General features: G+C 60.8%; 20 protein-coding genes. 14 read left to right on the top strand and 6 right to left on the bottom strand.

Features of this window, described 5'->3' with window-relative positions:
* Positions 1 to 13 precede the first annotated feature (13 nt).
* Both G6N51_RS01495 and G6N51_RS01490 read left to right on the top strand, forming a co-directional pair.
* Positions 14 to 1078, top strand: coding sequence for a glycosyltransferase (locus G6N51_RS01495; protein ID WP_083173555.1), 1065 nt, complete (start codon positions 14 to 16; stop codon positions 1076 to 1078).
* A 10-nt stretch (positions 1079 to 1088) separates the two neighbouring features.
* Positions 1089 to 1895 (top strand): glycosyltransferase family 2 protein, encoded by an 807-nt coding sequence (locus G6N51_RS01490; protein ID WP_083173554.1) that lies wholly within the window; start codon positions 1089 to 1091, stop codon positions 1893 to 1895.
* A gap of 9 nt (positions 1896 to 1904) precedes the next feature.
* On the opposite strand, the gene G6N51_RS01485 is transcribed toward G6N51_RS01490, so the two are convergent.
* The 3 genes from G6N51_RS01485 to gmd form a co-directional block, all read right to left on the bottom strand.
* A complete protein-coding gene (locus tag G6N51_RS01485) occupies positions 1905 to 2636 on the bottom strand; it encodes an FkbM family methyltransferase (protein WP_083173553.1) in 732 nt (243 codons plus the stop codon).
* Between the two features lie 110 nt (positions 2637 to 2746).
* Positions 2747 to 3709: a GDP-L-fucose synthase family protein gene (locus G6N51_RS01480; protein WP_083173552.1), complete on the bottom strand. Its 963-nt coding sequence runs from the start codon at positions 3707 to 3709 to the stop codon at positions 2747 to 2749.
* A 5-nt stretch (positions 3710 to 3714) separates the two neighbouring features.
* Positions 3715 to 4737 carry a GDP-mannose 4,6-dehydratase gene (gene gmd / locus G6N51_RS01475; RefSeq protein ID WP_083173551.1) on the bottom strand — a complete coding sequence of 341 codons (1023 nt, stop codon included), beginning with the start codon at positions 4735 to 4737 and terminating at the stop codon, positions 3715 to 3717.
* Between the two features lie 397 nt (positions 4738 to 5134).
* Between gmd and G6N51_RS01470 the strand changes: the two genes are divergently transcribed.
* Positions 5135 to 6634, top strand: coding sequence for a glycosyltransferase 87 family protein (locus G6N51_RS01470; RefSeq protein ID WP_083173550.1), 1500 nt, complete (start codon positions 5135 to 5137; stop codon positions 6632 to 6634).
* Positions 6635 to 7541: 907 nt separating this feature from the next.
* Here G6N51_RS01470 and G6N51_RS01465 read toward each other — a convergent pair.
* Positions 7542 to 8432, bottom strand: coding sequence for a class I SAM-dependent methyltransferase (locus tag G6N51_RS01465; RefSeq protein ID WP_083173549.1), 891 nt, complete (start codon positions 8430 to 8432; stop codon positions 7542 to 7544).
* A gap of 445 nt (positions 8433 to 8877) precedes the next feature.
* On the opposite strand from G6N51_RS01465, the gene G6N51_RS01460 reads away from it, so the two are divergent.
* From G6N51_RS01460 to G6N51_RS01425, 8 genes are all read left to right on the top strand, one after another.
* The gene (locus G6N51_RS01460; RefSeq protein ID WP_158086244.1) at positions 8878 to 9015 is read left to right on the top strand and encodes a hypothetical protein; all 138 of its coding nucleotides are present in this window, start codon (positions 8878 to 8880) and stop codon (positions 9013 to 9015) included.
* The gene (locus G6N51_RS01455) at positions 9012 to 9896 is read left to right on the top strand and encodes a glycosyltransferase family 2 protein (RefSeq protein ID WP_083173548.1); all 885 of its coding nucleotides are present in this window, start codon (positions 9012 to 9014) and stop codon (positions 9894 to 9896) included. Before G6N51_RS01460 ends, G6N51_RS01455 begins: the two co-directional genes overlap by 4 nt.
* A gap of 157 nt (positions 9897 to 10053) precedes the next feature.
* A complete protein-coding gene (locus tag G6N51_RS01450; protein ID WP_083173547.1) occupies positions 10054 to 10716 on the top strand; it encodes a class I SAM-dependent methyltransferase in 663 nt (220 codons plus the stop codon).
* A 482-nt stretch (positions 10717 to 11198) separates the two neighbouring features.
* Positions 11199 to 11972, top strand: coding sequence for a glucose-1-phosphate cytidylyltransferase (rfbF, locus tag G6N51_RS01445; protein ID WP_083173546.1), 774 nt, complete (start codon positions 11199 to 11201; stop codon positions 11970 to 11972).
* Complete coding sequence (rfbG, locus tag G6N51_RS01440; RefSeq protein WP_232078505.1) at positions 11960 to 13048, top strand: CDP-glucose 4,6-dehydratase; 1089 nt, start codon at positions 11960 to 11962, stop codon at positions 13046 to 13048. The genes rfbF and rfbG overlap by 13 nt, the downstream gene beginning before the upstream one ends.
* The gene (locus tag G6N51_RS01435) at positions 13033 to 13596 is read left to right on the top strand and encodes a dTDP-4-dehydrorhamnose 3,5-epimerase family protein (RefSeq protein WP_232078153.1); all 564 of its coding nucleotides are present in this window, start codon (positions 13033 to 13035) and stop codon (positions 13594 to 13596) included. The genes rfbG and G6N51_RS01435 overlap by 16 nt, the downstream gene beginning before the upstream one ends.
* Complete coding sequence (locus G6N51_RS01430; protein WP_083173543.1) at positions 13593 to 14816, top strand: class I SAM-dependent methyltransferase; 1224 nt, start codon at positions 13593 to 13595, stop codon at positions 14814 to 14816. Before G6N51_RS01435 ends, G6N51_RS01430 begins: the two co-directional genes overlap by 4 nt.
* Before the next feature lie 72 nt (positions 14817 to 14888).
* Complete coding sequence (locus G6N51_RS01425) at positions 14889 to 15722, top strand: NAD-dependent epimerase/dehydratase family protein (protein ID WP_083173542.1); 834 nt, start codon at positions 14889 to 14891, stop codon at positions 15720 to 15722.
* Positions 15723 to 15858: 136 nt separating this feature from the next.
* Here G6N51_RS01425 and G6N51_RS01420 read toward each other — a convergent pair whose 3' ends face one another.
* Positions 15859 to 16818 (bottom strand): NAD-dependent epimerase/dehydratase family protein, encoded by a 960-nt coding sequence (locus G6N51_RS01420; RefSeq protein ID WP_083173541.1) that lies wholly within the window; start codon positions 16816 to 16818, stop codon positions 15859 to 15861.
* A 3-nt stretch (positions 16819 to 16821) separates the two neighbouring features.
* Positions 16822 to 17823, bottom strand: coding sequence for a glycosyltransferase (locus G6N51_RS01415; RefSeq protein WP_083173540.1), 1002 nt, complete (start codon positions 17821 to 17823; stop codon positions 16822 to 16824).
* Between the two features lie 1012 nt (positions 17824 to 18835).
* Here G6N51_RS01415 and G6N51_RS01410 point away from each other — a divergent pair.
* From G6N51_RS01410 to G6N51_RS01400, 3 genes are read left to right on the top strand one after another with little or no spacing between them, the layout of a single operon-like run.
* On the top strand, positions 18836 to 20230 hold the full coding sequence (locus G6N51_RS01410; RefSeq protein ID WP_083173539.1) for a UDP-glucose dehydrogenase family protein: 1395 nt from the start codon (positions 18836 to 18838) through the stop codon (positions 20228 to 20230).
* Positions 20231 to 20241: 11 nt separating this feature from the next.
* A complete protein-coding gene (locus tag G6N51_RS01405; RefSeq protein ID WP_083173538.1) occupies positions 20242 to 20883 on the top strand; it encodes a methyltransferase domain-containing protein in 642 nt (213 codons plus the stop codon).
* Positions 20880 to 21875: a methyltransferase type 11 gene (locus G6N51_RS01400; protein WP_232078150.1), complete on the top strand. Its 996-nt coding sequence runs from the start codon at positions 20880 to 20882 to the stop codon at positions 21873 to 21875. Before G6N51_RS01405 ends, G6N51_RS01400 begins: the two co-directional genes overlap by 4 nt.
* Positions 21876 to 21889 lie beyond the last annotated feature (14 nt).

The following is a 21889-nucleotide window of genomic DNA, read 5'->3' as shown; positions in this document are numbered from 1 at the left end:
TGAGGTTTCCGCGGTGAACGAAAGGGCGGCGGCAAACTCACCCAAAGTCAGCATCGTGACCACCACCCACAACCAAGAGGCTTACGTCCGAGAGGCATTCGACAGCTTTGTCACCCAGCGGACCGATTTCGCGATGGAGATCATCGTCGCCGACGATGCCTCGACTGACGCCACCCCGGGGATCATTCGGGAGTACGCCCAGCGCTACCCGGAATTGTTCCGGCCGATCTTCAGACCCGAGAACCTGGGCCTCAACAAGAACCTGGTGGGTGCCCTGTCGCTAGCGCGGGGCGAGTACGTCGCACTGTGCGAGGGAGACGACTTCTGGATCGATCCACTTAAGCTGAGCAAGCAAGTCACGTACCTCGACCAACACCCGGGGACGGCCGTGTGCTTCCACCCGGTGCGGGTGATGTGGGATGACGGTTCTGCCAAAGACTCGAAGTTCCCACCGGTGTACTTACGCGGCAACTTGACCGTCGACGCCCTGATCTTGATGAACTTCATCCAAACCAACTCCGTCGTCTACCGCCGTCTCGAGCGCTACGACGACATCCCCGCCGACATCATGCCGCTGGACTGGTACCTGCACGTCCGGCACGCTGTTCACGGCGAAATCGCTATGTTGCCGGAAACGATGGCCGTCTACCGCCGCCATTCTGAAGGCATGTGGCATAACCAGGTCGTGGACCCTTCCCAGTTCTGGCTGACGCACGGCCCCGGTCATGCGGCGACGTTCGATGCCATGTTTGACCTCTTCCCGGGCGACCCCGCGTGCCAAGAGCTCATCACGGTGATGGCTGACTGGATCCTGCACCAGATCGCAAAGGTCCCGGGCCCGGAAGGTCGCGCCGCGCTCGAGAACACCATCGCACAGCATCCGCGGTTCGCAATGCTGGCGCTGCAATACCGCTGGGCGACGCCCACGCGGCGGCTCAACATTTTGAGACGAAGGCTGGCTGCCGTTGCGCCCAGCCGAAGAGGGCTGGTCGATGTTTGGCCGTCCGGCTCCAGAAGCCGAACCGGGACCACAAGGGGCACAAGGAGTTCCGTGCGGCAGGGCGGCAAAGAATGCTAGGAGGAAGTTGGTGACTTCGGCTCCGACCGTCTCAGTGATAACGATCTCCTTCCGCGATTTCGATGGGCTCAAGCGGACGGTCGACAGTGTGCGGGCCCAGCGCTACGGCGGTCGCATTGAGCACATCGTGATCGACGGCGGATCCGGTGACGATGTGGTGGCGTATCTATCAAAGACTGAGCCGGGATTTGCGTATTGGCAGTCCGAGCCCGACGGCGGAAGGTACGACGCGATGAACCAGGGCATCGCCCACGCGTCCGGCGATCTGTTGTGGTTCATGCACTCCGGAGATCGTTTTTCCGATCCGGACGCGGTCGCTGCGGCCGTGGAGGCGAGCTCAGCTCATGGACCGGCACGCGAAGCGTGGGGCTTCGGCATGGATAACCTCATCGGTCTTGGGCGCGTGCGTGGCCCGATCCCCTTCAGCATCCGAAAGTTCCTCGCCGGCTGGCAGGTGGTTCCGCACCAGGCATCATTTTTCGGGTCCTCGCTTGTCGAGAAATTGGGCGGCTACGACCTCGATTTCGGAGTCGCCGCCGACCAAGAATTTATTTTGCGCGCCGCTTTGCTTCGCGATCCGATCACGGTACGACGTGTGTTATGCGACTTCGACACCACCGGAATTGGCACTAACCGCCACCCGAGCGAGGTCTTTCATGATTTGCGTCGCATGTGGGACATGCACGAACGCTACCCGCTGGCCGGACGAAAGATCTCGCGCGCGTATCTACGCACCTGGGAATACTACCTTCGCTTCTTAGAATTCGTGTTCACGAAGGTATCGAAAGCACGAGCACGGCAGAACTCAAGCGAGTAACCGCCAGTACTAACTACCTTCACGGAAGAAGATGCCGTCAGCCTGCAGCATTCGGCCATCGCGAGGATCGGTGAAGCCGGGCAGCAGCCCGGTCAATGTGAAGCCCAGTGAATAGACCACGTCGAGCGCCTCGCGAATGAGCATGCCACCTTCGTACAGGGGCAAAAGAGACAGTTCGATTTGCATGCCCACACAACGGTCACTCACCGTTTCTTGAGCTCCGGCAATAACTTGCTTCTCGAACCCTTGGACGTCGATCTTCAGGAAAAGTTTATCCGCAGGCTGCAGCAAGTCATTCGCCACAGTGTCAAGCCGGTGCATCGGAACCTCTTCTGTTCCAACATAATTCGCCGGCGGAAAAGCGTCCTGATGACTCTTCAACATGGGCAGGACGGAACTGCTTGCGCCCGCATTGCCGGCGACATTTATCGAAATCGTGCCGTCGACCTCACCCAAGGCACATCGCCGGCAATCCCAAAGCGGATCCTTCGATGAATTGCGTTCCAGCAGCGCAAACGGTCCCGATAGCGGTTCGAATGAGATGATGCGGCCCATGTAGGCAGCCATCCGGAGCTCCGTAGCGTATTGGCCAGAGTTAGCCCCGACATCAAAAACCACGCTCACTCCGCGCGAATCAAGTTGCTTTACGAACTGACGCTTAGCGCCTTTGTCAGAATAAGGGCGCGACACTTCGAAGGTGGTGCTACGTGCAATCAAACCCCCGCGGCGGAACAAATCCACGACGTCACATTAACACGCAAGCACCGGTCGAAGAAGAAGTGCGGCGGCGGACGTTACCACCCGCTCGGCGCCCCGCAAGGGTGACTCAATAGGACCGCGGCCGGACGCATTCATTTTCGCGCCGCGCCGGCGTTCGCGCGATACCAAGCCACCGTTGCCTCGATGCCGTCCCGCAGTGCGACCTGCGGGGCCCATCCCGCCTCCCGCAAGACCGAAACGTCCAACAGCTTCCGCGGCGTTCCATCCGGTTTAGTTGCGTCCCAACGGGTTTCGCCAGTAAACCCCACTGCGGTGGCGACCATGTCAGCGATCTCGCTGATGGTGTGGTCGATGCCGGTGCCAACGTTGACATGGTTAGGACCGTCGAAGTGTTCGAGAAGGTAGAGACACGCGCTCGCCAGGTCGTCGACGTGCAGCAACTCACGGCGGGGAGCTCCGGAGCCCCAATTGGTCACCTCGTCCGCACCACTGGCTCTGGCCTCCTCATATCGTCGAATGAGCGCCGGCAGGAGATGCGAGCCTGAAGTGGAAAAGTTGTCACCGGGTCCGTAGAGATTGGTGGGCATCGCCGAGATCCACGCCAGTCCCCACTGGCGCCTGACCGCCTGTACCTGAAGTATGCCGGCAATCTTGGCAATGGCATATGCGTCGTTGGTAGGTTCCAGGGGCCCGGTCAACAACGCGCTCTCTTGGATGGGTTGTGGGGCGAATTTGGGGTAGATGCACGAGGACCCCAAGAACAGCAGCCGCGGCACCCGCGCGGCCACGGCGGCATCGAGCAGGTTGACCTGAATCTGCAGGTTTTCGGACAGGAAGTCCGCCGGGTAGGTGTCGTTCGCCAGAATGCCGCCGACACGGGCGGCGGCGTCGATGACCACCTTCGGCCTAGTGTGCAGAACGAAGTCGAACGTCGCGGCGCGATCCGTCAGGTCGAGTTCCTCGTGGGTCCGCAGAAGGAGATTGGTGAATCCTTCGGCCTCAAGCCTGCGTAACACGGCGGACCCGACCAGCCCGCGGTGCCCGGCAATGTAGACCGGCGATGCGCGATCGAGGACTCTGACCAAATTGTCCACTCCCCTCAGCTCCAAGCTGGTAGCACGGGCCTGTCGATCCACGGCTTGCCGTCACACTCCAAGGCCGCGATGTCCGCGTCGACCATGATCCGCGCCAGCTCGCTGGTGTGTACGGATGCCTTCCACCCCAACGATTCAGCGGCCTTCGTCGCGTCGCCCACCAGCGAATCGACTTCGGCGGGGCGTAGATAGCGGTCGTCAAACTTCACGTGCTTTTGCCAATCAAGTCCCGCATGGTCGAATGCGGTTTGAGCGAACTCCCGCACGCTGTAACCGCGCCCCGTCGCCAAAACGAAATCGTCGGGCTCATCGGCCTGCAACATCCGCCACATACCCTCGACATACTCCGGCGCATAACCCCAGTCGCGGACAGCATCGAGGTTGCCCATGTAGACGTCTGACTGGACGCCGGCCTTGATGCGCGCGACGGCCCGAGTGATCTTTCGGGTAACGAATGTCTCACCGCGCCTTGGCGATTCATGGTTGAACAAGATGCCGTTGACCGCGAACAGCCCATATGCCTCGCGATAGTTGCGCGTCACCCAGTAGGAGTAGACCTTTGCAGCGCCATACGGGGACCGCGGATAAAACGGCGTCCGCTCGCTCTGTGGTGGCGGTGACGCGCCGAACATCTCCGAGGAGGAGGCCTGATAGAAGCGACACTCCACTCGGGAAAGTCGAACGGCTTCGAGCAGTCGGATGCATCCCATCCCCGTGGTGTCGCCAGTATGAACCGGTTCGTCGAAGCTGACGCGCACATGCGACTGTGCCGCAAGGTTGTACACCTCGTCGGGGTCGATGGTGCTCAGCAAGGTCACCAACCGCGTGCCGTCGGTCAGGTCCCCATAGTGCAAGAACAATCGCGCGCCCGGTTGGTGTGGGTCGACGTAGAGATGATCGATCCGCGACGTATTGAACGTTGAGGCTCGGCGGATCAGCCCGTGGACCTCGTACCCCTTGATCAGCAGGAGTTCAGCCAGATAGGAGCCGTCCTGGCCGGTGATTCCGGTTATGAGCGCTCGTTTCACTAAAACCCTATTTTCGTCGGTGCCTGCTCATCACCACATCTCCCCCGCGCCTCGCGCGCCGGTCTCACTCCTCGTCGTACGTGTGTGACACCGCGGGGCACGATCGCTGTCAATACTAGATGCTCAGCTCACGCAAACGTGCGCGATGGTATTGCCAATACGCCAGGAAATATATCGATTGCAGCGGCGTGCGTCTGCCGGAACACATCCGGCCGAATTCCTTGTGTTTGAGCAGTCTTTGCGCGAAACTCAATCCGCTGACCTGGCGCGCGCCTACCGCGCCTCGTGTTGCAGCCCGCCGAAGGGGTTGCCGCGGCTCACGCTTAGGGCCCGGATGTGGGCGCACGAGGGCCCCTGCTCACGCGAACAGTTTCGTGCTGAACCGAGGAGAAGGCAGATGACTCAACCCGACGGGGCACCGCAAGGCCAGGTCGAGCGAAGCCGGAAGCGGTTCGCGGCAATCACCGGCGAATCTGAGCGGACCATCCTGCTCGGCATCATCCTGCTGGCGACGGCGGTTTCGGCGGCACTGGGCTACATCCTCACCCAGTACTACTCAGCCGACGTGGTTTCCTCTCTTGTGCACCCTCCCGAGGACTGCCTCGGCAACTGGGGGACGAAGATCGGTAGGCACTGCTTCAGCGACTACGGAATAGTGGTGGACGCCGGGGCGCGGCCCGACCCCTGGGGCATGCTGCTGCTCCCGGGTCACCAGGCGGGGGGAATGGTGTACCCCGCGGCTGGAATGCTCCCGCAACTATTGTTCGGGCTTCCCGCAAAATGGCTGGGTGCACCGCAATTGGGGCTGATCTTTTATCTGCTCGCGCTGACGGCCGCTGTCCTTGCTCCTGCGGTCTGGGCGGCCAGGGGAACACGCGGGCTGGAACGGGTCGTGGTCTTTTTGGCGTTGGGTGCCGCAGCCATCCCAGCGTGGATGGTGGTCGATCGGGGCAACTCGGCGGGCTTCGTAGTCCCGGTCGCGCTGGTTTTCTTGATAGCGTTGTGCCGACAGCGGTGGGGACTGGTGGCGGTCATGGTTGTCTTGGTCGCGCTCGTGAAACCCCAATTTTCCGTCTTGGCGGTGGCATTGTTGGCGGCTCGGCAGTGGCGTTTGGGCGGCCTCGCGCTCGGTGGGGTCGCGATCTCCAATCTCGCTGCGTACTTGCTGTGGCCGCGAGATTTTCCGGAGACAATTGGACGGTCGATCCACAACCTTCTCGCCAAAGATAATCCCTTCCAATGGCTTGTAGGACAGCAGAATGTGTCCTTTGGCAAAGCGCTCCTGATGGTCCCAGACACCATCAAGCTTAACCAAACGGGCGGTAAAGTGCCGGACGGCTTCCTCGCTGGCCCGCGATCGCTGATCGGGTATGCCGTCCTAGCGCTTGTAGTCGCCTCCGTGGTTGCGTTGGGGCGGCGCATTCCGCCCGTCATGGCGGGCATCGTCCTGTTGGCCACCGCAGCGCTCTTCCCCCCTCTGGTCATCCGCTACTACCTAATATTCGTATTGCCAGTCGCTGCGCTCATCGTCCGAGACCCCGACGGACCGCCCGGTACTGGGATATTTGAACGGCTTGCACGCGACGGCGGCCGCCGTCGTGCGGTCGGCATCTGCGTGAGTTTGGCTGTTGCGCTTAGCATCGCTCAGATCCCCGCAGGCCCGCCAGCCCCTTCACCGGTCTCAGGACAGCCAGGAGTGAGCAGGTTAATTGTTATCACCACAGTGGGTTGGGCGCCGATCTTGTGGCTCATCGCGATCGCGGTGATCATCGTCTCCTACGCACGGAGACCGGCCGTCTCACATGGCTGTGCCGGTGACCAAGGGCCAACACCGACGGGGCCCCCGGATACGGCTGTCAGCACCTCCTCTTGCGCATCCGAGCCGATGACGGAGTGATCGCCACAAAAGACGGGAGTCTGCCGAGAAGACTTGCGATAGCAAGGCTTTGGGCTCAAAATTTGCCTTTCGCGTAATCGATGATGTCGCCGCCTAATCCGTTCATCGGACCACGCGACCAGATTCGTTCAACCGCAACTTCGGTATTCGCCCACGCCGTCCGGCCCGAGTCGCCCTGCCCGGGCGGGGCGGCCGACCCTATCTCGCACAGACTGGCAGAGCACCAGGCCCAAATGTGAACCTGCTCAGGCTGAGCGCAAGCCTGGCCGTCGGGAGTCTGGCGAGCACACGGTCCGGCCGGTCTTGACCGGACCCACTGCCTTATCGGCGGCGGGCCAGCCTCAACGCCTCAAATCCCCCGAGTTGCTGAGCAGCCGGTGAGATATTGCCTTCTCGCAAAGATGACGCTGCGGCGGTTCTAATCAAGACTTGTCGCTTGATCGCCCGGCAATTTCGTAACACCGCCGTGACCGACCGGTGTGACAGCTGGCGCGCTCAACGTGCGCGAGGTACTTGGCCTGAGCCGTCGGGGCGCCGCACCAGCAGGAGAAGTGCCGTTGGCCGAAGCCGTTCAGCAGCGTGGTAGACGCACGACGATTAGCTGAGCTGGCCGCAGTTGCTGAACCGGCCGCGAGGCTGGCGATCCCGCGCGTATCTATGGGGCCCGAGAAGTTACCTAGGCTGTCGCAGGCGCGCACCACCAGCGACGCCCCGCACGCCGGGCACAGTCTGCGCGCAACGGACGTTTGACGTCGTGCAGGATGGGCCCATCTGGCCGAAGACCATTCCACGACGGTGCTGCGCCAGACACCGATGGTCTGGCTGGTGTTGGCTGCGAGCTTGCAGGCGCTGCGCTGCTTGCAGGTGGGCTGCTTGCGCATCCGCGTGCGTGGAGCCACCCGTGCAGTCACCCGCGGACGCGCCCCGCAAATACGATCTGTGCCCCAGTACCATCGTCGGCGCCTAGGTAGGCCTCCGGTTCGAAGCCCGCCTCGCGCACATAATCGATGATGTCGCGCCCGAACTCGGTAAACGTCAGCAAATCGGCCCCGACCGGAATGAACCGGTAAGCCCCACTGCCCCTACCGTGGTAAAGCGCCGGCATCAGGTGCACGAGTTCGCCGTCCTCGCCAATTTGGGCCCGTGCTTTCGTAGTTGCGCGCGTCCATACGACCGGGACCGTGAAGACATGACGACCTCCAGGCCGAAGTACCCGCCGCGTCTCGGCTAGTGCGGCTCGGAAGTCGTGGACGTGCTCCAGAGTGTCTGACGACAGGACGAGGTCAAAGGCTGCATCGGGGTAGGTAAGACGACAAATATCTTCGTTTCGGGCGCCGTCGATTATCTCCCCCAGTCGCTGCGGTCCCCGGTAATCGGAGAACATAAGTCGCGGGAGCCGTCGCAGCAGGGCATGCAGGGACCCGAGCGAGCCGATCGTGTTTACCTCGGCGACGGCGAGATCGCGGAATGTCGGGTCCTCGATCAGTTCAGCCAACGACCCACACCCGGGCGGACCGTAGAGCCCGACAAGTACCTCGGCGATCCGCCTCACCCTCAGGTTGCTGCAGCAGAACCGGCAGAACATGCTCTCGCGCCGGGTATAGGCGCGCGACACCCTGGGATCGGCCCAAAACGCACGCAAGTCGTCAGGGATGGTCCAGGAATTGAGGACGAAAACAGTATTGGCGCCGCAGGCTACGCATCGTCCCTTCTCGTCGGCGCGGCGGTCGCGCAGCGGGCGCAGGTTGAGCAGCACGGGCCGCCCGAACCGGGCTTTCACCGTCGCCGCTACGCTCACCTCGGAAAGGCTCCCGTCGGCACCGCCAGAGGGGAAACAACCGGCGCCATGGCAGTGAGATCGTAGGTGGCGCTCACGTCACCAGCGCCTCGCCGATACTTACTGCTCGCAGTGGCGAACCAGGCCGTCAACCAACCCCGCATAGGAACATTGATCGCCGCATTCGGTGCTGGTTGGGTACGGTCGTCGAAGGGCACCTCAGCCAGAATCGCCGCATCGTATACGGGCACAGCCGTGAAAGTTACCATGACTCGCCCTCCGGTCCCCAAGCGGTGTTCGCAGTGTAGATGCATATCCGTAGTTGTGTTGATCCATTACCTTGGATGCTCGCACGATATGCGGGAAGCCGAGCGGCAGAATTGGGTAGGAATTGAATTATTGACCATGACTTCGGCGCTTCGCCCGGCGCCCCATCGGTTCGGGCACCCTGCTATAAGGAGACCATGTGCTCTCGGAGCTCCTCTGGCTGCCGCAGCTGGCCATCGTCACGGTGGCCGCGGTGCATAGCTGGCCCACTCATCGGGACTTGTCATTCCGCCGTAATCTCGAACTCGGCTTGGCCGAGCAGGAGGCAGTGCCGTGACACCATCGGTATCGGTCGTCGTGCCGGTGTACAACTGCGTCGCGTTCATTGATGCGACCATGCAGTCGATTTTGACGCAGACGTTCAGCGACTTCGAACTGCTCGTTTCCGACAACGCGTCCACCGACGGCACGTGGGAGGCACTGCAGCGTTATACCGTCGACCCTCGGGTCCGCCTGAGCCGACACGCCTCCAACATCGCAGCAACGGCCAACTTCAACGCCGTCACCGGCCTCGCCAGCGGCGAGTTCGTCAAACTGGTCTGCGCCGATGATCTTCTGTACCCAGACTGCCTGGCGGTACAGGTGGCGGCGTTGACGGCGCACCCGTCGGCAGCGCTCGCCGCATGCACCATGGACGTCATCGACGCCGCGGGGAGAAAAGTGTTGCGGCGCCGCGGGCTCGCAAGGTTGCGCGGCGAGGTCGCCGGCACTGAGGCTATCCGCCGAACCGTGGTCGCTGGCACGAATATTTTCGGCGCGCCGGCGTGCGTAATGTTCAGGCGCGTCGCGCTAGTCGACGCAGGCGGCTGGAATGCTCGCTCCTCGTTCGTCCTGGACCTGGCGACCTACTGCGCCGTGTTGCTTCATGGCGATCTCTTTGCCGTCCCCCTGCCGCTTGCAGCGTTCCGGCTGCGCCGGTCGCAGTGGAGTGAGGAGCTGCAGCGGACTCGATCCGACCACCACGATGTCGTTGATTTACAGCGTGAATTGGCCGCGGCCCTGCCAGGTTTGATCGGTCGGCGCCACCTCATACTCGGCGGTGCGCGAGCCCGGCTGAATGCCCTCGGACGGCGCGTGATGTACCGCCGGCTGGCACGGCGCTTGGACTCCGGCAACGCTGCCACGACGACTGCGGCGATGCCGTCCGACGGGTGCTGATGTTGCATCGCTGAGCTGTGTCGCAGTAATGGCATAGCGTCGACGCGGCATTCGGGTAGTTAAGCAATCACCGCGAGCCTTTGTGGCTGGTTGGCGGGTAACCCGTGGAGCGGCATGGCACGGCGCACGCGCCTTGAACGGAAAGCCATAGCGGCGCATGTGTGGTGGCGATGATGCTAGGCTGCCAACTGTGTCCACGCCTAGCGTGATTCGCCGCGGGATTCACGCCCTTGCAGCTGAGCCCCGCACGTTCGATCTCCTCCGGTGGATTCTCGAGGCAGGGTACCGAAGCGAGAAGGATGTCCTGCGCAGAGAAGGAATCGCTAACGCGGCATCGATCCTCGATCTAGGCTGCGGGACTGGTGTTATGGCGAACGCTTTCCGCCCCGAAAGTTACGTCGGCGTGGATATGAACGCCCGCTACATCGCGCGGGCCCGGGCCACGAAGAACCATTACCGTTTTGAGGTTGCGGACGGGCGTGCGTTGCCATTCGCGGATGGCTCTTTCGACGCAGTGGTTATTACCGGCGTAATACACCACCTAGATGACGCTTCCGCGCGAAGTCTCCTACAGGAAAGCCGTCGTGTCCTTGTGCCGGGGAGCGGCGTCCTGGTGATCAGCGAGCCCGTACCGACGCGGAACCGATGGAACTTGGTTGGGCGCCTTGTCGTCCGGCTCGACGAAGGAGATTTCATCCGCTCTTCAGAGCGCTACCTCGAGATGGCCTGTGATGTCTTTGGCCATGAGGCTATCCGCCACTATCCGATCTCGAGTGGGGTGTCCGACCGCGCGGTGGTTGTGGCCCACCGCGCCGCATAACGGTGCGGAGCTTACTTGACCGAAGTTCCGTAATTTGCGCTCGTCCCTACCCAGGAAGTGAAGAGTGGGACTGCATACCCTAGAGGTAGGTAGCAGCATACGGGCTCGGCCGTCGATCACCGGGCGCCAGCCCAGTGAGTGATGTCAGCTGTCATGTCGTTGACGACGCGTGAGTCGAAGGTTAACCAACCAAGGTTTGTCTCGCGGTCGGGCCGTCGGGGCGATCGAATTCGGTGTACGCTGACCGCGTGTCCCGCTGATTACTGTGCCGTTGTTGGGGCAGCATGATTACACTCGTGCGTACCGAAGCGACCTGGAGCGCGAGGCCAGGAGCACCTAACCGTTGGGGTTTTCCTTCTCATTCATCGTGTTATGAAGAATATGACTGTCACAGCTAAAGGTAACTCGCGTTACTCCTGTGGATTAGCAAATGGTGCGACGAATTGGTCGAGTTGGCACCATCTCGAGCAGACGCTGATCCAATGAAAGCCGTATTACTGGCAGGCGGTGCAGGGACTCGCCTGAGGGAGGAAACCAGCATCCGCCCTAAACCGATGGTGGAAATTGGCGGACGGCCGATCCTGTGGCACATAATGAAGCTCTACTCTCAGCATGGTATTAACGATTTTGTCGTTTGCTGTGGCTATAAGGGTTACGTCATCAAGGAATATTTCGCCAACTATTTCCTGCACATGTCGGACGTGACTTTTGATATGTCCATTAACAAAATGGAGGTACATGTGCGCCACGCAGAACCCTGGCGAGTAACGCTGGTAGATACTGGTGAAGACACGATGACGGGCGGGCGTCTCAAACGCGTGGCAACCTACATTCAAGACGATGAGGCTTTCTGCTTCACCTACGGTGATGGGTTGAGCGACGTCAACATCGGCGCGAGCATCGAATTCCACCGCCAGCACGGGCGTCACGCCACGGTTACCGCGGTGCTTCCGCCTGGGCGATACGGGGCCATCGAGTGCGAGGGCGACCAAGTCACGCGCTTTGTCGAGAAACCGCGTGGCGATGGCGGACTCATTAATGGTGGCTTTTTTGTCCTGTCGCCCGCGGTACTCGATTACATTGAGGGCGACGAGATCTCTTGGGAAAGCGCGCCATTGGCTCGTCTCGCCGCCGACGGCGAAATGATTGCCTTCAAGCATTCTGGCTTCTGGCAGCCTATGGACACACTCCGAGACAGGAATCTGCTCGAAGAACTATGGAGTAGCGGCAAAGCGCCGTGGAAATGCTGGCGTTGAACGCTTTCGGAACCGCATATCGCGGGCGCCGGGTCTTCGTCACTGGCCACACAGGCTTCAAAGGCAGTTGGCTGTGTCTTTGGCTGCATGCGCTGGGATCTGACGTCGCTGGGCTTGCATTGGACCCATCGTCCGAACCAAGCCATTGGGACCTACTGAAGCTATCCATGGCCGATCATCGCATCGACATTCGCGATGAAGCGGCAGTCCGCGAGGTCTTCGCTGCGGAGAGGCCGGAGATCGTCTTCCATTTGGCAGCCCAACCGTTGGTCCGTCGGTCGTACCACGAGCCGGTCGCTACATGGTCCACCAATGTCATGGGCACGGTGCATGTACTCGAGGCCGCCCGTCACACACCAAGTGTGCGTGCTGTGGTAGTCGTCACGACTGACAAGTGCTATGAGAATCGCGAATGGCCTTGGGCCTACCGCGAACGGGACCGCCTGGGCGGCCGCGACCCCTACAGCGCGTCTAAGGCCGGCGCCGAGTTGGTCGCCGCGAGCTACCGAAATGCGTTTCTCCAGCAGCCCTCGGCTCCGCTGCTCGCAACTGGCAGGGGCGGCAATGTTATCGGCGGCGGTGACTGGTCTGAGGACCGACTGATCCCAGACCTAATGCGTTCCCTCGTCGCTGGAGAGCCAGCAGTCATTCGGTCGCCGCGCGCAACGCGCCCCTGGCAACACGTGCTGGATTGCCTCAGTGGGTACCTGCTACTGGGTGAGCGGCTACTGGCGGGTGACATCACGGTTGGCGATGCGTGGAATTTCGGCCCGGACGGGGAAGGGAACCGTACGGTTGAGCAAGTGCTAGGAGACTTTGCTCGCTCGTGGCCAGATCTTCGGTGGCAAGCTGCATCCAGTCCGCAGCCACACGAGGCGGGCTTGCTGCAGCTCGACACAGCCAAGGCGAAGATGCATCTCGGCTGGCGTCCCGTCTGGAATCTTGAAAAGGCAGTCCACCACACGGCCGACTGGTATCGCCGATGGCTGGAACTCGGTCAAGTGGCGAGCGCGGACCAACTGGACGCATACATCACAGATGCGGTGGCATCGGATTTGGCTTGGGCAACAACATGAGGATCCTCGACACCCCGATCCCCGACCTGAAACTTGTGGAGTCCTTGCCGCATTACGACGAGCGCGGCGCATTCATCCGCATCTTCTGCGCCGACGAGCTTGAGCCCGTGCTGGGACAGCGCCAAATCGCGCAGATTAACCACTCCAGAACCAACCGTGCCGGGGCCATCCGGGGCATGCATTTTCAACACCCGCCACATGCGGAAATGAAATTGGTCCGCTGCCTTCGCGGCCGAGTGTGGGACGTCGCGGTTGACCTGCGAACGGGATCGTCCACGTTCTTGCAGTGGCACGCGCAGGAACTCGCACAAGACAAGGTCCAAATGCTTGTCATCCCAGAAGGATTCGCCCACGGCTTCCAGACATTAGAGCCTGACAGCGAGTTGTTATACCTGCACACCGCGTTTTACCACCCGCCCGCCGAGAGCGGGCTACGTCACGATGACCCCCGCCTAGCCATTACCTGGCCATTGCCACCTGAGGACATTTCACCGCGCGACCTATCCCATCCACTCCTGGACGCCGACTTCATAGGAGTCGCGTTATGAAATGCCGACACTGCGGTACGCCAGTGGAGCACACCTTTGTGGACTTGGGCTTTGCGCCTCCGTCCAACGCGTACCTGGAGGCCGAAGACCTGTGCAACCCGGAAGTGCACTATCCACTGCGCGTAAAGGTGTGTCACCAGTGCTGGCTGGTGCAGACCGAGGACTACGCCCGCGCCGAAGAATTGTTCAGCGCCGACTACGCCTACTTCTCAAGCACTTCGAGCAGTTGGCTCGATCATGCGGCCGAGTATGTAGCCATGATCACCAGGCGCCTGCAACTTGGACCTGAGAACTTCGTCATCGAAGTGGCCTCCAATGATGGCTACCTACTGAAGAACTTCGTCGCAGCAGGCATCCCCTGCCTAGGCATCGAGCCCACAGCGGGCACAGCGGCAGCCGCTGAGGCGCTGGGAATCCCAGTCAGGCGGGAATTCTTTGGCGGAACCTTCGGACGCCAACTGGCTGATGAAGGGCGGCACGCAGATCTGATCGTCGGCAACAACGTGTATGCCCACGTACCTGACATTAACGACTTTACCCGCGGGCTGGCCACCGTGCTGAAGCCCAAAGGCGTCGTCACTCTTGAGTTTCCGCACCTGATGCCGATGATTGAACAGACCCAATTCGACACCGTCTATCACGAGCATTTCTCTTACCTGTCGCTCACCACGGTGGCCCGCATCTTTGCCACAGCTGGCATCCGTGTGTGGGACGTGGAGGAACTGCAAACCCACGGCGGCAGCTTGCGTGTGTACGGCTGCCACGTCGAGGCGCCGATCGCCACTACGGATCGCGTCGGTGCGCTGCTATTGCGTGAGGACCAGTTTGGGATGACGCAGCTTGAGACCTACACCGAGTTTCAGAAGCGTGCCGATCGGGTGAAGGACGATCTCTTAGCTTTCCTAATCGAGCAGAAGCGCGCCGGCCGGCGCGTGGCAGCCTATGGAGCCGCCGCGAAAGGTAACACGCTGTTGAACTACGCCGGTGTGCTACCGGATTTGCTGCCGTACGTGTGCGATGCTGCGGCATCCAAGCAAGGAAAATTCATGCCAGGGAGCCATATCCCTATCACCTCACCAGCGGCGCTGCGGGAGAACCCACCGGACTATGTCCTCATCTTGCCCTGGAACATCGCTCGTGAGGTGCGGACCCAATTGGCTGACCTTGTCCGCAGCGGCACGCGTTTCGTGACGGCGGTCCCCAAATTAAGCGTGCAGTGAAGTTTCGCATCACTTACACGAAGCGGTCGACCACGAGATCGACATACGCTCTGGACCCGAGCTGAGGTTGTCGTGACCGTTACCTTAACCGGAGCAACGGGATTCGTCGGAAGGCAGATCCTGCGCAATCTCCTCGAACGGGGCTGCTCGGTGAGGGTGCTCGTTCGCAACCCGTCCTGTATTGATGAGGTCCCGGCACGTGGAGCGCTAGAGGTCGTGAACACGCCCGACTTGTTTGCCGAATCGACCGGCCGACTGGAAGAGTTGCTAGAAGGATCGGAAATCCTGGTGCATGCGGCTTGGTATGCGGAGCCGGGCAAATACCTCACGTCCTCACTGAACCTTTCGTGCCTCACTGGCACGCTCAACCTGGCCTCCGCATTTGCGACGGTCGGGGGCAAGCGATTCGTTGGCATCGGAAGCTGCGCCGAGTACGACTCTTCAGCAGGCTTGATGACGACCGATACCCCGTTGGCACCGAATACTTTGTATGCCGCCTGCAAGGCGTCGGCCTTTCAGGTGCTCCGTTATTTCTTGGGCGGGGAAGGCATGAGCTTTGCCTGGTGCCGGATCTTCTACTTATACGGGGAAGGCGAAGATGAGCGGCGATTGGTGCCATACATTCGCAGGCAACTAGCGGCCCGCCAGGAAGTGTTCCTCACCCGCGGCGACCAGGTGCGCGATTTTCTCAATGTGAAAGACGCCGCTCGGATGATCGCCGATGTCGCACTGGGGCAGCATCAGGGGGCGGTGAACATCTGCTCAGGTGAACCGGTGACCATTCGACAACTCGCCGAAAGTATTGCGGACGAGTACAGCCAGCGTGCACTGTTGCGTTTTGGGGCAAGGCCCGAGAACGCTTTTGACCCGCCCCGGATTGTCGGAGTGCGAAAAGACGTGCGATGAGTGGCGTGGCCTCAGCTTTAGAAGCACCCGGCATTTCGGGATCTTCCTGAATCCGGATGTACGAGTCCACCCAAGAGGTGCGCACCCGTCCCGGCTGTCAATAATCGCCAGATTTCAGGATGGCCGGCGGCCTAGTCTAAAGGGCGGCCTTTTGGCGAGAATTATTCAGCACAGGTTCCGATACCCGGAGGCGCACACGCCACAGTACATCGTCGTACACGCGTTTGACTGTCACGGGAAACGGCGTGATCGCCACGCCCCGGAAATCATGCGGAAAGTCAGTGTAAAGCCGCAGGTCTCTAACATGATAATGCGATGACGGGCTGGTCCCCAGCGCGATGCGGACCGTACGGTGCGCAACCTGTTGCACCGTCCGTACGACAGCGCAGACGGACACAGGCCGTTGAGATGAAATGTTGCGTAACACCGGCGTCAGCGGCTGGTTGCGCACGGTATTCTCGACCAGCGTGCGAGCCATCGCGGCCGCATCATCCACGTACAAGTAGTCGCGGAGCGTCTCCATCGGCACGAAAACATTTAGCGATTGTCGTGTGACGGCGGCCCGGCACAGCTGACTGACGAGACCTTGATGTTTCATCAGGTTCTGACCAGGCCCGACGAGATTTGAGAACCGTCCGATGACCACGGGGACGCAGCCTCCGAGCGTCGTCTGCAAGATCTCCTCCTGAGCGAGTTTCGCCTCGCCGTAGGGGCTGAGCGGCCGCGGCGTCGTCGACTCACTAAATGGTGGGTGAGTCGAGCCGGCATAGATACCGCCCGCGGAGGATGAGAGGAAGAACGCACCGCGACCGTCTGGCCGAAAGTCGCGCATTCTTGTAACTAGGTGAGACATGACGCTTGTCTCAGTGTCTAGTTGGTCAGCCGTGGAGCCGATGACGCCGCTGCCGGCCGCCCAAATAACCGACCAATCGCCGTTTCTGGCCGCTCGGACGAATCGCTCAAGATCGGAGTCGAGCGCGGCGACCGCCGCATCGTGGTCTTCCCATGGCACCGGAAGTCCCATGAATCTCTGGCCAATCGCCCGCGACACGGCGCTGCCGAGCAGTCCGCCGCGACCCACGACCCAGGTAAGCACTCGTCAGTCCGCCGGGCCATCGAAGATGTCACCGGGATCGCGGACGATGACGTACACCGGTTTGCCCATCGCCATACTGGCCGAAGCGGCGATATACTCGGCGATGATTCCCAGCGCGAACAAGACGACTCCTCCGAGGACAAGCACCGCCACGAACACCGATGTCCACCCCTGCACGGTGATACCTCCGACCGCTTTCTGGATCACGCTATAGATCGCCACGCCCAAACCGAGAAGGGCGAACAGAATGCCCATCATGGACACGAAGCGCAGCGGGCGGGTACCCGAAGAGACAACGAGCCGCCAGAAATGCGAGACCAAGCGCCGGAAGGTATACGCACTAGCGGGTCGTCCTTCTTGGCGCATCAATACCGGACAGGTTGAGGGGTCGGCGACAACCCAAGACAAAGCGACGTCAAGAAACACGCCCGCGCCAGCGTAGGCGGCGACACTTCGTCCGGCCTCGCCGAGGATCAGTCGATAACTGTTGAAGGCCCTTAGCCCTTCGGACGACACCAGCACGTGCAAGAACAGCCACTTCGTTAGCCAAGACGAAGCGTTGCGGAAGCCACCGTGGGGTGGTCGGTTCTTCGGCGAGGCGTACACGAGTTGTGTGCGATCCCGGTATGCCTTGTCGAGAAAGTCGCCGATATATGCCGGATCGTGCTGTCCATCCTCGTCCATCGTGACGATCCAGTCGCCGCCTGACGACGTCATACCCGCGAGGGTGGCGGCATGTTGTCCGAAGTTGCGGGACAGCCATACCGGGCGGACCCATTCGTCGCTTGCAGCCAGCTCACGGACGACGTCGTCGCTACCGCGAATACCCCGATCCCACACGAGGAGCACCTCGTCGACGCGGAACTGACGACCGCCGGCGGTTTCCTGTATCGAACGGAGTTGTCCAAGCTCCTTCACCACGTGGGGCAAGGTCGCCGCTCCGTTGTAGACCGGAATCACGACGCTGACCGAGTCCACACGGGTTAATTGACGTTCGCCAGTCACGCGTTGCCTCCCCAGCGGGTTCAGTGAAGTAACTCTACTGATGGCCAACTGAGTAACTCACGTTAATTATGATATTCGTGACCACATCTGGGCCGCACGATCACCAAGCGCTGCCCGTCCAAAACGCCATAGCCGATTGCGGCGCTGCTACGCGTACGAAATGGCCTGACCACTAACGGCGATATCACGATCACCCACAGGGGCGCGCGTTTCGATGCACTCCCGACAACACATGCCGATCTCGGGTTCGCCTTGGTCCACTAACGTCGCGTCCGAGCATCCCCCAACCCCTTCTGCAACTCCTAGACCCACCAGCCCCGGGTTCTGGGGATGGTACCGACATATTTGGGTCGGCGGCGGCTCTTGGGGAAGGGTATGGCATCTCAGCTTAGGACAAACCGGGTGACGCCGCTTGTGGTCCAGCACGAACATTTGCCGTCGCCAGCCATCAACGTGCGCGGCCGGCGCTTCGAGGTCGTCGACTCGATCGGGCTGGCCATACCCGGAGCGTGGCCAGCCAGCAGTCAGCGCCCAGGCTAGCAATGGGATGTCCGCTCCAGCCACACGCGCAGTGATGCAGTTTCGCTGGTGTAGCTTTCCAGTTGCGCACCAAGGCGTTTAGTGAAACCTGGCCTCTCACTGATCCCACGTCACCGAAGATTTCGACCAATCTTCTTTGAGCCAGTCCTTGCCGACAGCCACCCAATTCATTCGCCGATATCACCACCATCCTGAAACCAGTCCAAACGGCGGGTTCCCTGTGTACGACCTGAAGATGACTGGCGCTCTCTGTATGAACGCATGGTGCCGGCCTCACCCGCGCCGACCCAGACTGCTCGAGTTGAACGAACTGGCGGCGTCGGGCCGGATGCCTGCTCAGGCGGATCTCCTGCAGCCGGTCGATGGCCAGTTCTTGTGAGGGGAACGCGCCGACGTTGATGGCTATACGGCCGCGTTGGGCTCTCTGACAGCGGACCGGGGGTTAAATCGAATCTAGGTCAACCCGTGGAAAATGTACTCGGGACCGATCGCGCATGAGACCGTTGGCTTCGGGACCACGGGACCGATCGAAGGAAATGAAGAGGTCATCTTGAAGATTACGGTTATCGGATCCGGCTATGTCGGCCTCGTCACGGGTGCCTGCCTCGCGGACAGCGGCAATGACGTCGTCTGCGTCGATATCGACCAGGCCAAGATAGACCAGCTACTCGCGGGAGAAGTCCCGATTTACGAGCCCCGCCTGGCTGAGCTGATCGAAACGGACCGGGAGAACGGGCTCATCGACTTCACGACCGACATGCGGCGCGGAATCGAACACGGAGACGTGATCTTCATCGCCGTGCCAACGCCCATGGGCCAGAGTGGTGCGGCCGACCTCACCCACGTCTACTCCGCGGCTGATGATATCGGGTCTTATATGGACCGCTACAAGGTCGTCGTCAACAAGTCGACCGTTCCTGTCGGGACTGCCGACGAAGTTCGAGCGATCATTCGCAGCAAGGCCAAACACGAGTTCGACGTGGTGTCCAACCCCGAATTTCTGAAGCAGGGCAAAGCGGTCGCCGACTTCATGCAGCCCGACCGCGTGGTCATCGGCGGCGACTCTAAGCGCGCCCTCGATATCATGCGAGAGCTCTACGAGCCGTTCCTGCGCACCTTTCATCCTCTGATCGTCATCGACATCAGGAGCGCCGAGATGGCGAAGTACGCGGCCAACTCCTTTCTCGCGACCAAGATTTCCTTTATCAACGAGATCTCGAACTTGTGCGAGAAGGCCGGTGCCGATATCTCGGCGGTGCGGGAGGCCATCGGGGCGGACAAGCGCATTGGTTATGAATTCCTGTTTCCCGGCATCGGCTATGGCGGGTCATGCTTGCCGAAAGATGTTCAGGCCCTTCTATATACCGGCGACGGTCTGGGGTCGGACATGCGTCTGCTGCGCGCGGTCCAGCAGGTCAACAACGAGCAAAAGGCCGCCCTAGTGTCCAAGATCGTTGCCCGTTTCGGGGGCGGGTCGCCTACGAAGAATCTGCAAGGCCTGCGCATCGCGCTCTGGGGACTCAGCTTCAAGCCACGGACCGACGACGTGCGCGAGGCCCCCTCGTTAATCATCGCGAAAACGCTGGTCGAACTCGGGGCGCTAGTTCGGGCCTTTGACCCCGAAGGAACCGATAAGGCGAAAAAGGCGCTCGGAGAGTCGATCGAGTACGCCGGAAACATGTACGACGCGGTCCAGGGCGCCGACGCGTTGCTCCTGCTGACGGAGTGGAAGCAGTTCCAGCGGCCGTCTTGGCAGCGCGTCAAGTCGGCGATGCGAGGCCAGGTGGTCTTCGATGGCCGCAACATCTACGACCCTGCACGCCTACGGACTGAGGGCTTCGAGTACCACGGCATGGGTCGGATTTAAGGAATAGACACATGAAGTTCAGCGAACTACCCGCACGTTCGGTTGTTAATTTATACGCCGGCGATCTGCCGGACATGCCCGAGTATCGCAGTCGGCAACAGGTGGGCTTGTCACTGACACAAGCTGACGAGTGGCATATTCGTCACGACGTTACCAAGCCACTGCCCCTGTCCGATGAATCTGTCGATACGTACCAGTCTGAGGACGTTTTCGAGCACATCGCGTATGGAAAGATCCCCGCCACACTTTTCGAAATATACCGGGTACTCAAAAAGGGCGGGCTCTTCAGGTTGTCACTCCCCGATTATCGCTGCGACTTACTCTACGAGCGATCGGTCAAAGACGGCGAGGGTAACATCGTGTTCGATCCGTTCGGGGGCGGGGCGTACAAACGGCGGCCTCCGATCTTTGGCAAGAAGACGGTCGTGAAGGGTGGCCATGTTTGGTTCCCCAAATTTGAGGATGCTGCTCAGCTGCTCAGGAATACAGAATTTTCCTCCGTGGAATTCCTTCATTACTACGATGAAAATGGAGCTCCTCATACGAAGCCAATTGACTACTCGAAAGGCTTTGTCAAGAGAACCCCGGACAACGACGAGAGAGTGTCGCGTCCCTTCAGGCCGATGTCGATAGTGGTTGACTGCATCAAGTGATCAACGAAGCACACTCCGTTCCAGTCATCTTCATCATCTTCAACAGGCCGGACACAACCAGGCAGGTCTTCGACAAGATCAGGGAGGCGCGGCCGAGGAAGCTTCTGGTGATCGCAGACGGCCCCCGCGCGGAAAGGCCCGGCGAGGCCGAGAAGTGCGCGGCGACGCGCGCCATCATCGACGAAGTGGACTGGGACTGCGAAGTCGAGAGGAACTTCTCGGAGACCAATCTGGGTTGCCGGCTTCGTATCTCCTCCGGTATCACCTGGGCGTTTGAGCGCATCGACAAAGCAATCATCCTCGAAGATGACTGCTTGCCATCGGGCTCATTCTTCCCCTACTCCTCCGAGCTCCTGGATCGCTACGAGAGCGACGAGCGGGTCATGATGATTTCCGGGAACAATCGACTGTTCGGACGCGCCGAATCCGCTGACAGTTATTACTTCTCGAGATATCCGCACTACTGGGGATGGGCCACCTGGAGGCGCGCTTGGGCGAAGTATGACGTCCATATGACGCAGTGGCCGGAGATAAGAGATCGGAAGCTCTTCGACCAGTATTTGCCCAACATGGTCGGCCGGTATTACTGGGAATCGACATTTCAACATGTTTTTGACGGCAACATCAACACTTGGGCCTACCAGTGGGTCTTTAGCATATGGGCGAACTCTGGCCTGTGCGCCGTTCCCGCCAGGAACCTGATACGAAACATCGGCTTCCACGCCGAGGCCACGAACACGACCCGGCACAGCGTCTATTCCTCGCTTGCTTCGCTGGATGCCGAAGAACTGGACTTTCCCCTCAACCACCCGGCGACCTTCCTGGCGAGCTCTGACAAGGACCGGCTCGAGATCAGCCTTTGGGCCGCCCGTTCCAAAGGGTTGCTGTACGCGTTGAATCGATACGCCGCGATGATGAAGATGCTCATCAGGAGGGCGAGGGGGCGTGGCCAGTGGCCCGATCCCGGATTGCTCGTCCGCGGTGGTTGGTGAGGCTCTTGCCTCGC

Origin of the sequence: Mycobacterium paraseoulense, assembly GCF_010731655.1 — a bacterium.
Taxonomy (GTDB): domain Bacteria; phylum Actinomycetota; class Actinomycetes; order Mycobacteriales; family Mycobacteriaceae; genus Mycobacterium; species Mycobacterium paraseoulense.
The sequence above is the reverse complement of the archived record's forward strand: the minus strand, read 5'-3'. Positions and strand labels throughout refer to the sequence as shown.

Bases quoted from the DNA above. Each gene is read 5' to 3' on its own strand.
- G6N51_RS01470 (WP_083173550.1), top strand. From the start codon at position 5,135: ATGACTCAACCCGACGGGGCACCGCAAGGCCAGGTCGAGCGAAGCCGG.
- G6N51_RS01450 (WP_083173547.1), top strand. From the start codon at position 10,054: ATGTGTGGTGGCGATGATGCTAGGCTGCCAACTGTGTCCACGCCTAGC.
- rfbF (WP_083173546.1), top strand. From the start codon at position 11,199: ATGAAAGCCGTATTACTGGCAGGCGGTGCAGGGACTCGCCTGAGGGAG.
- rfbG (WP_232078505.1), top strand. From the start codon at position 11,960: ATGCTGGCGTTGAACGCTTTCGGAACCGCATATCGCGGGCGCCGGGTC.
- G6N51_RS01430 (WP_083173543.1), top strand. From the start codon at position 13,593: ATGAAATGCCGACACTGCGGTACGCCAGTGGAGCACACCTTTGTGGAC.
- G6N51_RS01410 (WP_083173539.1), top strand. From the start codon at position 18,836: ATGTACTCGGGACCGATCGCGCATGAGACCGTTGGCTTCGGGACCACG.
- G6N51_RS01405 (WP_083173538.1), top strand. From the start codon at position 20,242: ATGAAGTTCAGCGAACTACCCGCACGTTCGGTTGTTAATTTATACGCC.